The 12,163-nt window shown below is 68.7% G+C and carries 14 protein-coding genes; 13 read left to right on the forward strand and 1 reads right to left on the reverse strand.

What is annotated here, in order from left to right; all coding sequences use genetic code 11:
- Positions 1-117 precede the first annotated feature (117 nt).
- Positions 118-570, reverse strand: coding sequence for a Secondary metabolite protein (locus ACZ6NC_RS06255; RefSeq protein ID WP_465623582.1), 453 nt, complete (start codon positions 568-570; stop codon positions 118-120).
- A 426-nt stretch (positions 571-996) separates the two neighbouring features.
- Here ACZ6NC_RS06255 and ACZ6NC_RS06260 point away from each other — a divergent pair, with 426 nt between their 5' ends.
- The 13 genes from ACZ6NC_RS06260 to ACZ6NC_RS06320 all read left to right on the forward strand — a co-directional run bounded on the left by ACZ6NC_RS06260 (position 997) and on the right by ACZ6NC_RS06320 (position 12,137).
- Positions 997-1,326, forward strand: coding sequence for a transcriptional regulator (locus tag ACZ6NC_RS06260; protein ID WP_465623580.1), 330 nt, complete (start codon positions 997-999; stop codon positions 1,324-1,326).
- A 1-nt stretch (position 1,327) separates the two neighbouring features.
- Positions 1,328-2,347 (forward strand): hypothetical protein, encoded by a 1,020-nt coding sequence (locus ACZ6NC_RS06265; RefSeq protein WP_465729516.1) that lies wholly within the window; start codon positions 1,328-1,330, stop codon positions 2,345-2,347.
- Positions 2,347-3,045 carry an ATP-binding protein gene (locus tag ACZ6NC_RS06270; RefSeq protein WP_465623577.1) on the forward strand — a complete coding sequence of 233 codons (699 nt, stop codon included), beginning with the start codon at positions 2,347-2,349 and terminating at the stop codon, positions 3,043-3,045. The genes ACZ6NC_RS06265 and ACZ6NC_RS06270 overlap by 1 nt, the downstream gene beginning before the upstream one ends.
- Before the next feature lie 104 nt (positions 3,046-3,149).
- Positions 3,150-3,716: a WhiB family transcriptional regulator gene (locus ACZ6NC_RS06275; RefSeq protein WP_465623576.1), complete on the forward strand. Its 567-nt coding sequence runs from the start codon at positions 3,150-3,152 to the stop codon at positions 3,714-3,716.
- Positions 3,713-4,798 carry a DUF2637 domain-containing protein gene (locus ACZ6NC_RS06280; RefSeq protein ID WP_465623574.1) on the forward strand — a complete coding sequence of 362 codons (1,086 nt, stop codon included), beginning with the start codon at positions 3,713-3,715 and terminating at the stop codon, positions 4,796-4,798. Before ACZ6NC_RS06275 ends, ACZ6NC_RS06280 begins: the two co-directional genes overlap by 4 nt.
- Positions 4,799-4,902: 104 nt before the next feature.
- The gene (locus ACZ6NC_RS06285) at positions 4,903-5,127 is read left to right on the forward strand and encodes a hypothetical protein (protein ID WP_363449392.1); all 225 of its coding nucleotides are present in this window, start codon (positions 4,903-4,905) and stop codon (positions 5,125-5,127) included.
- The gene (locus ACZ6NC_RS06290; RefSeq protein WP_465623573.1) at positions 5,124-5,789 is read left to right on the forward strand and encodes a MobC family plasmid mobilization relaxosome protein; all 666 of its coding nucleotides are present in this window, start codon (positions 5,124-5,126) and stop codon (positions 5,787-5,789) included. Before ACZ6NC_RS06285 ends, ACZ6NC_RS06290 begins: the two co-directional genes overlap by 4 nt.
- Entirely contained in the window at positions 5,789-7,549 is a 1,761-nt protein-coding gene (locus tag ACZ6NC_RS06295; protein ID WP_465623571.1) for a relaxase/mobilization nuclease domain-containing protein, read from the forward strand. Before ACZ6NC_RS06290 ends, ACZ6NC_RS06295 begins: the two co-directional genes overlap by 1 nt.
- A 113-nt stretch (positions 7,550-7,662) precedes the next feature.
- Positions 7,663-8,055, forward strand: coding sequence for a hypothetical protein (locus ACZ6NC_RS06300; RefSeq protein WP_465729518.1), 393 nt, complete (start codon positions 7,663-7,665; stop codon positions 8,053-8,055).
- Positions 8,056-8,137: 82 nt separating this feature from the next.
- Positions 8,138-8,260, forward strand: coding sequence for a hypothetical protein (locus ACZ6NC_RS06305; protein ID WP_465623568.1), 123 nt, complete (start codon positions 8,138-8,140; stop codon positions 8,258-8,260).
- A gap of 111 nt (positions 8,261-8,371) precedes the next feature.
- On the forward strand, positions 8,372-8,518 hold the full coding sequence (locus ACZ6NC_RS06310) for a hypothetical protein (protein ID WP_465729520.1): 147 nt from the start codon (positions 8,372-8,374) through the stop codon (positions 8,516-8,518).
- Between the two features lie 7 nt (positions 8,519-8,525).
- Positions 8,526-9,035 carry a hypothetical protein gene (locus tag ACZ6NC_RS06315; protein ID WP_465729522.1) on the forward strand — a complete coding sequence of 170 codons (510 nt, stop codon included), beginning with the start codon at positions 8,526-8,528 and terminating at the stop codon, positions 9,033-9,035.
- Positions 9,036-9,380: 345 nt separating this feature from the next.
- On the forward strand, positions 9,381-12,137 hold the full coding sequence (locus ACZ6NC_RS06320) for a hypothetical protein (protein ID WP_465729524.1): 2,757 nt from the start codon (positions 9,381-9,383) through the stop codon (positions 12,135-12,137).
- The last annotated feature ends 26 nt before the right edge of the window (positions 12,138-12,163 follow it).

Genomic DNA, 12,163 nt, shown 5'->3' on the forward strand with positions numbered 1-12,163 from the left:
CCCCTCCCCCCCCCTCCTAAGCACCCCCCCCCCCCCCCCCCCCCCCCCACCCCCCCCCCCCCCCCCCCCCCCCCCCCCCCCCCCCCCCCACTGCTGTTTCTTGGCAACGCGCGCAGATTATTCGTTCAAATCAAGGCCCAGGAAGTCATCGCCGGACGGGAGACCCTCCAGATTTCGGGCTTGCTGGATGACGGTGTGCACCATCTTGAGGCTCGCAGGCGACAGGCCGGCGGACCGCAGTGCCACCTGTGCGATCTGCTGGTCCCGCATCGCCGCTACGAGCTTGATCTCGTCCGCCGTGCGCTCGGCCACCTCGTCGTCGAAGAAGTAGCCGGCGGGCACGCCGAAGAAGGCCGCAAGGGCCTTGATCGTCTCCATTTTCGGATTGCCGCGCGCGCCGGTGCGCAGCTGTTGGATCCCGCTCGCCGTGATCGCACCCTCGCCGTTGCCGGCTTCCTTGAGGGCCTGAGCCACCTCGGCGTACGTATACGAGCCGCGGTTGGCGGGATGGACCTCGTTGAACAAGTGGTCCAGCCGCTCGGCGAAGGTCCGCCCTGCTCTCTCGGTCATGCCCACCTCCTGTCGTCCCGCCGAGTCTAACCACTGGAGTGTGCGGATCGGAATCCAGGGGCCTTCACTCGACACAGCAGTTGACGCGAGGGCGCAACTGGAGTGTACGTTGATCCCGCATGCTGTCGCTCAGCAGTTGATACGTGCTGGTGGCGCCGGGTGGAAACCACCCTGGACTGATCGCGAGGGTGCCTCGTATGGTGCTGCTCCCGCCGCTGAGGACGGGGCCAGGAAAGGGGAGGGACAGAGGATGCGCGGACCACCGTGACCAGCGAACCGGGGTGGAAACGAGACCGGCGTCCGGGAGCTACCAACTCCTGGACGCCGGGGCCGGCACCCCGAAGGGCACCGAATCACAACCACGCGGGCGGCGGGGCTTTTGCGCGAGAACCGCCACCTGCGCTCCTACAAGCAACGGAGTATCGCATGCTCACGACCGTGAGCGGAACCCCGGCATGCCCGGACGCCGACCGCCAGCAGCGCCTCGCCGCGCAGCTCACCGACATGATCCCCGGCGCCGCCACCATCCGCGTCAGCTTCACCGACCCCACCCAGCGGTGGCCTCACGCCCACTCCCGGGCCTGGGACGCAGCGGGCGAGCCGATCGAACTGAGCCGCACCACCGCCAAGATCGCCGCGCGCTGGATCCTGCGGGTCTGGCCCAAGGCCGACTGGAGCCTGGCCCACACCCTCTCCGTCGCAACCGCGACACTCACCCACGGCGGTGCCCGCGCCGTGACCGGTCGGGGCCGCTGACATGGCGCGGATCCGGACCATCAAGCCGGAGGCGTTCGTCTCCGAGTCACTCGCCGAAGTGACGGTCGACGCCGAGCGGACCTTCTTCGGCCTGCTGACCCAGTCCGACGACCACGGTCGGCACCGGGACAACGCGGCGATCATCGCCGGGCTCCTGTGGCCGCTGCGCGCCGAGCACACCTCGGTGCACGTTGAGGACGACCTCCACCAGCTCGCGAACGCCGGGCTGATCTGCCGGTACACCGGCTGCGACGGCCGGCGTTACCTCCACGTCGTCACCTGGTCCGAGCACCAGAAGATCGACAAGCCGAGTCTGTCCCGGCTGCCCTCGTGCCCGCACCACCACGGCGCCGACCGCTGCGGCCCCTGCAAGGGCACGTGCGCGAGGGCCGCCGAGGCTTCGGCGACGGCTACCCGAGGCTTCGCCGAGCCTTCGCCGGACCATCCCGGAGCCCTCGATCTGCCGACGGAGGCAGCTCTGACGCGTCCTGCCGGACAGGGCCAGGCATCGACGGCTCGGCAGCACGCCCTGACTGGCCTCGTCGCGACGCCGAGCCACGGTGTCGGGAAAACCGCAGGTCAGGCGACATTCTCCGAGGACTCTCCGAAGGCTCCCCGAAGGCTCGACGAGGGCTCGGCGCCTGGATCTAGGATCTTGGATCCTGGATCTTCTTTCCCTACGGGGCGCACAGTGCCCGACGCCACCGTCTCGGCCAAGGACCTCCTCGCCGAGTACGTCACCGCCTGCACCAGCCGCCCGCCGGAGGATGTGCTCGGGCACATCGGCCGGATCACCAAGAAGCTCCTGGCCGAGGACATCGCGGTCGAGCACATCCGCGCCGGGCTCCAGCGGTTTGCCGAGATCCAGGGCCACCCGAGCCGCCTGCCGAGCCTGGTGAACGACTCCATGAACTCACGGGGCTCCGGTTTGGCGCGGCCGGGATTCCGGCCTAACGTGCCCGCTCACCAGGCGTGGACCAACCCGGTCGACGCCGTCGCCGCCTACGCCGAGGAGCTGTGATGCGCACCCGCGAACCGCAGACCCTCGGCGAGGGAGCCCTCGACCGGGTGGCCCGGATCCTGGCCGCTCGCCGCATCGACCCGGCCGTCGTCGCCGCTCTCAGCGACGAGCCCGCAGGCTGCTCGGCCGTGGAGGCCCTGTCGGCCGGAATGCCGCCCCGCTACCGAGGCGCGGTGGCCGATCACCCGCAGGTCCTGGCCTGGGTCAGCGAGGTCGCCGAACAGGCCGTCGCCCCGAGCATCGGGGCTCGGCGACAGGTCGCCACCGGCCCGAGCCTGCTGATGGCCGGGGTGGTCGGGGCGGGCAAGACACACGAGGCGTACGGCGCGGTCACCGCACTGGTGCAGGCCGGCATCGGCGTGCGCTGGCGCGCCACCACCGCAGCCGACCTGTACGCCGAACTGCGGCCCAGCTCCGACACCGACGCCGAGCGGGTGCTGGCGACCTACAGCCGGGTGCCGCTGCTGGTCCTCGACGACCTCGGCGCCGCGAAGACGAGCGAGTTCGTCGAGGAGCAGACCTACCGGCTGATCAACCGCCGGTACAACCACATGCTCCCGACCCTGATCACGACGAACCTCCGGATCAGGGACCTCAAGGCATACCTCGGTGACCGGGTCACCTCCCGGCTGGCGCAGATGACCACCCGGGTCGAGTTCGAGCCGGTCGACCGCAGACGCCTACAGCGCGCCGCGTGAACCGCCGCCGGGCCGCGCTCGAGCGCCGCCCGATGCACCTCCCGACCCAGCGCACCTCTCCGCCGACGCCCACTGCGCGCGGAGAGCGATCGGAGCAACCCCGCATGAGCACCACGACGATCAGCCCTGCCCGCCACCGCTCGCTCGGCGACCACACCTGGCAGGACCAGGCCGTCTGCCAGCCGACCGAGTACAACCCGGTCGACCCCGAGATCTTTTTCCCTGAGCCCGACGAGACCGACAAGATCGCCACAGCCAAGGCGCTGTGCGGCCAGTGCCCGGTCCGTCGCGCTTGCCTCGACGCAGCGCTGGAGGCCAACGACACGCACGGCATCCGGGGCGGGACCACGGAGGAGGAGCGCGAGCCACTCCACGAGAAGATCGCCGCCCGCCTCGACTACTCCCGGGTCAATGCCACCCTGGCCGGACGCGACATCCACCTGACCAAGACCGAGCGCCGCGCGGTGGTCATCGCCGGATACCGCCACGGCGTCAGCGTCGAGCGCCTCGCCCAGCTTCTGAAGATTACCGAGGAGCACGCCCAGAAGCTGTACCGCGAGACCCGCCGCGCCATCCGAAACCGAGACCTGGAACAGACCACGAAGACCACCCAGCCACCCAGGCAGACCGGCGAGCACCTCGGCCGCGACGACTTCGGGACGGCAGCGTGACCACCGCAGCAGCGCCGACCACGGCCCACGTCACCGCCTGGGACCGCGCGGTCATCATCGCCCTCGGCGGCGCGGGATGCGCCCTGTCCTACGACGCCCTCCAGCAGATGGCCGTCGCCATCCACGTCCGCGGACTCCTGACCTACCTCTTCCCGCTGGTCATCGACGGCTTCATCGCCTACGGCGTCCGGGCCCTGCTGGTCCTGCGCGACGCACCGCTGCGAGCCCGCATGTACGTCTGGCTGCTATTCGGCACCGCCACCGTCGCCAGCATCTGGGCCAACGAGCTGCACGCGGTGCGACTGAACGAGCTGAGCACCTCGGTCACCGGCCTGCGGCTCGGCGACACCGTGGTCGCCATCCTGTCCACCCTCGCCCCGCTCGCCCTGGCCGGAGCAGTCCACCTCTACATCCTGATCGCCCGGGGGCCGGTCAGCGGAAGTGGCCGAGGTGACCTCGGACAGCCCGGTCACTCCGGCCAGGCCGGTCAGGTCACTCAGGTCGAGCGCATCCCGGTCACCCCGACCGACCGCCCCGGACAGCACCAGCCGCAGCCCGGTCAGGGCACCGCCGGGCAGCCGGTCACCGCGCTGACCGAGGCGCCCAAGGTGTCCGCGGACAAGCACCGACCGGACAACTGGGCAGGGACCGAGGAAGGCCGGCGGGAGGTCACTGCTGGCCAGCACCCTGCCGACACCGGCCACGCTGACCCGCTGACCCAAGCCGCTGACCTGGGCGGACAGCCTGTCAGCGCCCCGGCGGACAGCACCCGGTTGGTCAACCCCGAGCCGGTGACCGCATCGGTGGCCAGCATCCCACCGGTCACTGACCGGCCGGTGACCGCGCCGCCGGTCGGTGACCGGGACAACCGCACAACCGGTGACCGGCGCGGTGACCCCGACACCGAGCGGCTGCTGGAGATCGCCCGAATGGCGGTCAGCGCCGAGGACAAGCTGACCCGCAAGGTGGTCGCCCAGGCGATCCGAGGTCAGCAGATCCCGCTCTCCTCCGACACGCTGACCGCCCTGATGGCCCAGCTGCGCGAGCAGAGCACACCGCCGGTCACCGCCACCCGGAACTGACCGGGCAGCACCTGCGGGCGGGTGACCGGACCGGTCAATCCAGCCGGTCACCCGCCCCGGGGCACCCACCCACGACCTCCTCCACCGAACCGGAGAACACCACGATGCGCACGACTCCCGCCACGACCGTCGAGGTGGACACCTGGATCGCGGTCCTGCACGAGAACGGCCACCTCCACCAGGCCGAGGCAGGTCCCGACGGCACCTGGACCGTGCAACGCCGCCGACACAGCCGCCCCTGGACCCTCCACCACCCCGTCCTGGCCATGGACTTCATCGAGGACATCCTGCGCGACATCCAGCAGCAGAGCGCGGAGACGGGCCGATGACCGCCCGGACTCCGGAGGGCACCACCCACGGCGGGGAGCGTGACCCCAATCAGGCTCCTGGCGGAGCAAGTTGTCGCGTACGACGGTCCTACGGCCCGTCGTACGCACTTACCCACGCCCAGGAGTGCGCGGGAAGTCCGGCTGGTCCCCGAGCGAGGGCGCACGGAGACCAGCCGGACTCCCAGCACCAGGGGGCGCCGGTCGCAGGGGGAGAAACAGACCACCATACGACGCCCGAGCAGCCGAGCCCGAGCACACCCGCATTCCCCGACCGCAAACCCCGCCGCCGCAGCCGCAACCCCAGCGAGCGCACCCGAAAGACGACCACGCGCCTCTCCGACGCCGAGAAAGCCGAGATCGCCGCCGCCGCCAAGCTGCGTGCCGTCACCGTCGCCCGCTTCCTCGCTGCCGCCGGCCTCGCCGCCGCCCGCGGTTCCACCACCGTGCAGACCAACGAACAGCTCGACGCAGCCATCGACGAGCTCGCTGCCCTGCGCACCGCCCTCTCCCGGGTCGGCAACAACATCAACCAGATCGCCTACGTCTACAACGCCGGAGGGCAGCCCCGCCCCGGCGAACTCGACCAGGCCCTCACGACTCTGACCCGACTCCTGGCCCGCATCGACGACACAGCCGACACCCTGGTGAAGAAGCGACTCTGATGGTCCCGAAGATCCGACGTGGCTCGCGCACCCACGGCCTGCTCGTCTATCTCTTCGGCCCAGGCAAGCGCGACGAACACACCGACCCACACCTCGTCGGCAGTTGGGACGGCTTCGCCCCCGACCCCGGCCGAGACACCAGCCCGGACCCCGACCCCAAGGTGGCCTTGTCCCGGCTCGCCGCCGCCCTGGACCTGCGGGTCAAGCAGGCCGGTACCGACGCCCCGGCCGAACACGTCTGGCACTGCTCGGTGCGCACCGACCCCGGCGACCGGCTCCTCACCGACGACGAGTGGGACACCGTCGCCCGCCGCCTGGTCCAGGCCACGGGCCTCGTGCCCGAAGGCGACCCCGACGGCTGCCGCTGGGTCGCAGTGCGCCACGCGGACGACCACATTCACATCCTGGCCACCATGGTCCGAGGAGACCTGCGCCGCCCCCGGATGAACTACGACAAGAAGAAGGCCCAGGCCGAATGCCGCCTGATCGAGAAGGAGATGGGCCTGCGTCAGCTCAAGCCCGGCGACGGGACCGCCGCCAAGAACCCCACCAGCGCCGAGCGCTTCAAGGCCGAGCGCACCGGACACACCGAGACCCCGCGCGAGACGCTGCGCGAGGCAGTCCGCCAAGCCGTTGCCGGAGCCGCCACCGAAGCCGAGTTCTTCGCCCGCCTGCGCTCGGCCGGCCTTCGCGTCAAGCCCCGCCTTGCCCCCTCCGGCGACACCCTCGGCTACTCCGTCGCGCTGCCTGGCGACCGCAACCGCGACGACCAGCCCATCTGGTTCTCCGGCTCAACGCTGGCCCCCGACCTCTCCCTCCCCAAGATCCGCCAGCGCCTGGCCACCGGACCACTCGACCAGGCCGTCTCGGCAACCGACGCCAACACCACCGCCACGAAGACCCGCTGGTCACCGCCCGCCAAGGCCCGCCGCCACGCGAGCCAGCTCGCCGAGCGCGCCGCCCTCGACCTCGACAACGGTGGCGACGACGCAGCCGCCCAGCTCGTCGGCGCCGGCGAACTCCTCGACGCCGTCGCACAGACCTCACCGGCCGCCACCCGCGACGAACTACGAGCCGCCGCCCGAGCCTACGAGCGCGCCACCCGAAGCCACGTCAGCGCCGAGCGCGCCGACAACCGCGCCCTGCGCTCAGCCGCCCGGGGCATCATCCACGCCGGCGGCGCGCTCGGCCGAGGCGAGGACGGCGGCACCACGGCGATGCTGCTGTCCACCCTGGTCCTGGTGGCCCTGGCAGCAGCCCGCTGGCACTCCGCCCGCGGACACGCCCAGCAGGCCGCCGCCTCCCGCCAGGCCGCCGAACATCTGCGCACTGCGTACCGCCAGGCCGCCACCACGCCGATGACGGTCATGCACGAGCAGGGGCGAGCACTGCCCGAGCCCCAGCGCCGCCGTCTTGACGCCACCATCCGAGCCGCTCTGCCAAAGTCCGTGGGTCGGCCTGCCCGGGAAGAGCGATGGGACGCGCTGGCCGCAACCCTCGCCCAGGCTGAGCAGGCGGGCTACGACCCGGATGCTCTGCTGCAGGAGGCCATTGCACAGAGGGAGTTGGGAACTGCTCAGGACATCAACGACGTTCTCGTGTGGCGACTGCGCCGCCTGGCCAAACTCCCGGCCCACCCGGAGGCGCCCCGCAGCCCCAGTGCCGGTACCGGCCGCGCCAGGCCGGCAACCAACCGGGCCATCAGCAGCCCCACCACGCCCGCCGCTGCCGACCCGCGCAGTCGCGCGCCGCGCCGCTGAACCCCGGTCCGGCAGGCCGACCACCGGCCTGCCGGACCGGGCAAAGCCCTGGACAACCAGTTCCACCTGCTGTTACGGATGAAACGAAGGCACTCGACGGGGAGAACACGCTCGTGACCAGAACCACCGACCACCGCACGAAGCCGGCATCGACGCCCCTGACGACCGCACCGGCCAGCGACCCGCTGCTCCAACTGGAGAACGAGACCGAGCCCCCGAGCGGTCCGGGAGCCACCCGCTGCCTCAGCCACGCAGACGAACTCGCCCTCGGCGGCATCCCGGTCATCTGCTCGGCATGCAAGGCCCGCCGTGACTGGCTGCTGATCAACCAGGGCCGCAACGTCTACGTTCGCTGCCGCTGCGCGAACGAGTGGCTTGAGCCCGAGATCACCCGGGCCGACTTCGACGCGATGGTCAACGGCCAGTGGACCAACTACCCCACGCTCGACACCGCCATCACGGACACGGGCTTCGACGGCTCGTTCGGCGGGATGTACCTCAACTGATCACACGCCCCGTCAGTCGGCAGAGTGCCCACGGTTAGCAAACGACGAGGAGCGCCACTCGCCGACTGATGGCGCTCCTCATGTGGGGCTGGTCATCGTGGTCGTCGTGCTGGCCGCCTGCGCGCATGAGAACGCCGCAGGCATCGCCCTGCTGGACGGTGTGGCCGACCAGGCCGACACGGTGCGCAAGGCCCTGGTCGACTAGGGGTTAAAGAAGAGAGTCGTCGAGCAAGGCAAGCAGTACGGCATTGATGTCGAGATCGTCGAACGCAACCCGGCCGACGTGGGCTTCGTTCCGCAGGCTATGCGGTGGGTGGTGGAGCAGACGAACGAGATCTTGACCTTCTACCGGCGCCTGGTTCGCGACTACGAGCACCGGCTTGCCAGCTCCCGCTTCCAGGTGTTCTGGGCGATGACCTCCGTCATGGTCCGCCGACTCACCGGTGCAGCATGCCCCGCCTGAGTGCATCGTGAGTGACAACCCGCAGATCAAAGCCGTCCTGAAGTACGTCGAGGCGCGCGAGCGCGAACTCGGTGAGCCGGCCGGACAACTCCGCTCTCGCATCGAGGAACTCACCACGGTTGTGGGCGAACTCGACGCGGAGAGCGGAACCTGCGCATCACCCGCAAGACCCTCCTCGACATCCCCGCACCAGCGCCCGCAGGGGAGGGCGTCCCGCCGCGACGCGCCGGACCACCCGGTCTACCAGCAGATCCTCACCATCCTCGCCGACGCCGCTCGGCCGATGCGGGCCCGCGACGTGTGCCAGGCTCTCGACCTGCCGGTCCTTCCGAAGAACACCGAAGGCATCCGCGCCAAGCTGAAACGTCTGGTCACCCGGGGCATCCTCACCAAGTCCGAATCTGGCCTGTTCGCTCAGCCTCGCGCTGGAGCACAGACCCACCCCGGCAACCAGGATCCTCGCCCAACTCCAAGCCCGAAACGGGCATTACCCTCGCGTACCGCACTCTCAGTTTGAAGCGGGCCCCAGGGCTCCTGTATCACCTTAGGTGACACGACGCAGCACATGGTGATGTCCCGTCAGGCGAGCGGGGCGGCATCATGCCAGTTCCGCTAGTTGTGCTCATGGACTACAGCGGTGCGGTCTACGCTAAGTGGCGATCTATCCCCCGAGCGTCACTGCCCCTTGCCTGACGACGCCTCACTAAACTTGACAGGAGAGGAGGTGGTGCCGAGCGTGGAGGGGATAGCGTGTGGCGGGTCAGTGGAGGTGCTCAAACACCTACACCTGCAACTCGATCACCACTTTCGGACACTTCACGAGCGTCGCCAGGCACTGCAGCCGCCGGCTCCCGTATTCGCGTTGGAGCACGACCTCGCCGATGAGGAACTCGAACTGCTCGTGGCCGCAGTGCGTGGGGCTGTCGCTGATGGACTCGACGCGCGGTATCGCGCCTGGTGGTTGCCCTTCGTCGTGTTCGCTGCTGAGATCGGCTACGACTACGACGGGGGCGAGTTCTGGCCCCTTTGGGGGCAGAAGGCGCCGGGTTGGGAGGGCGGACCCCACTGGAACGTTCCGCACAACCGGAAACGCATCAGGCAGTGGTTCAGGCGATTTGCGGACGACTACGGGGGAGCGGAGCCGAGAGGCGGCTTCGCTTCGAACTTCACCATCATTGCGTGGCCGATCACACATGCTGTGATGCCGGCAGACCTCCAGCGGCAGATGGCCCAGCTTCTGTTCGAGTCGCGCGGAGTGCTGAACGCGGAGCTGTTGGCTGACCCTGACGCGCTCGGTGGATGTCTGGCCACGCGCACGGTGGGATACAGCGAGCGCTTCCGCATCTTCTGCGCCAACCAGAGCCTCCTCGGCCAGGTCGCCGTTGCGCTGCTCTCCGGCGACGAGGAGGAGTCCCCGTACCTGGTGCGGTCGACGCTCACTCGTCTGGTCGCTGACTTGAGCAATGAACAGGCCTCCCGCAGCTGGCTCTTGCGCGCCAGACACTCCGCTAACCAGATCCGCTCGAGAGGTTTCCTTCCGACGGGTACGGGCGCCACGCATGTACAGCGCAGGAGTCTCATCCCAGGTGTGGTCCGCCCCAGGCTGCTTCTGCGCAGCCAACATGGTGGCTGGCAGCCGTATGTGGAACTGCCTGATCTCACGCCACTGCAGGCAATCAATGCAGACGTTGAACACGAGCTCCGGAGCCTGCGCGCAAGGGTCGAGGGTCACCCTCGGCCGCTGGCCCGAGGTCGACTGCTGTGGCCCGACAAGGTGCTGCTGTCCGCATGGCCTCGACCCGGCGCCCGAGTCATCGAACTGGAGCGCGGGTCCGAGGCCGTCAACCAACTGATCGCCGAGCACTGCTCCCTCAACACCGGGCCGTGGTGGCTATTCAGGAAGCGGTCTGTCGGGGAAGCCATAGAGGTTAAGGGCAATTTTGTCCGACCCGGAAGCGAGTACTGCCTGGTTGGACGGGCGGGCAACAGACCGCCGTCGTTGCCCTGGATCGTGCCGACCATGATCCCGGTAGAAGGCGTGCACGCCTTCGAGTTCACGGTGCCAGAGATCATTGGTGCGGCGGACGTCGAGCAACTTGGACCTCTCGGGCTGGCAGTGGCGTCCGACGTCTCGATTCGACCGGTTGGACTGGTGCCAGGATCCTGGGATGGGGACGGCGCCATCGAGTGGCTCGCCGGGGAGCCGGCCATGTTGGCCGTCCAGTCTGCGTACGCCGCGGACAAGTGCGCCGTGACCGTGGACCGAGGCCTTCCCTTCGTGCTGGAGTTCCCAGCGGGCCAACCCGAGCTGTTCTTTGCTCTGGAGAACCTCGCAGTGGGTGAGCACGATGTAAACGTTGCCCTGCTCACTCCAGAGACGGATCGTCCCCTCTTTAGTGGCTCCCTGACGATCACGATCCGTGACCTGCACACCAGCCGCGAAACGGCGACGGAAGGTACTGCGATCCGGCTTTTCACCACACCAGCGCGCCCAAAGATGACTGAACTGTGGGATGGCAGGGCTAGTCTCTCGATTGACGGTCCACTGGAGACAAGGGCCGAACTGTCGATCACTCTTCGTGACGGTGACGGTAGGGATCTAGAACGGCAGCTTTGCGGAATCTCTGTGCCCTTTAGCGATGAAGCGTGGGAGAGGCTGACGGAACAGGTCTTGCGCAGGAGGAAGATGCTCAGCGCGTTCGAAGAGGCCGAGTCATGTGAGGTGTCGGTATCTCGTAACGGAGTTGGGTTCGCCTCCCTGGTTTGCGAACGTGGCTTCGACCCGCTCCGCTGGGTACTCGTCAAGCGCCACAGCGGACGACACGATGCGCGGCTGATAGACCGAACAGGTAGCGACGACACTCAGGTGCACATGTTCGCGGTGGAGGACCCGCTGGTCGCCCAGGAGCAGGATCCTCGTGTGCCCATCCCTGTGCCGGCTACAGGCGGACTCCTCCAAGCGATCTCCGGCAAACTGGAAGCAGCGGTCATCCTGCCGCCCGAGCCGAACCGGCTGCGCCACACCCACCCAGCCGTGCGACCTTCGGGTGACGCACTCCATGAGGTCCAGCGGCTCATCGAAGGCCACCGTCTGTGGTTCGACGCCTATCTCCCAGCTGACCTGTTCGCTCATCACCAACAGGAGCAAGTCCTCGAGGCGATCACCACGGCGCTTGTGTCTCTCGTTGCCGGGCATCGGTGGGCGAATCTTGAGCGCAAGCGCAAGACAGCAGGTGCGCACCGGCAGATCGAGTTGCTCGATGAAATGGAGAAGCTCGTAGGTGAGGGCTTCAAGCAACGCAGCGCAGCCAAGCAGATCGCTCGTCATCTTTGGCAGTGGACGGATTCACCAGTTGCGCTGAGTGATGGATTTGCTGACGCCATTGAGGTCATGGTGACGTCCAGCGGCATGGGTGATCCGCGTGCCGCAGCTGACTTCGTTCTGGCGCTCGCTAGCGAGCCGGGGCTGGTTGCGGGCTGGGCAGAGACCGAAAGGAATCGACTCCTGAAGTGCGTGCTGATTTCCCCCGCGCTCATCCGGGCGGGAAGGTTTGCGGTCTTGGGGACTGAAGCCCTCCGGGGAGCATCGGACCAGTCGGCTTCCGGGGGGCGCCGATGAGTGTTACTGCGCTCAGTCGCAATGAG

Source organism: Kitasatospora sp. NPDC041988, from assembly GCF_055588525.1.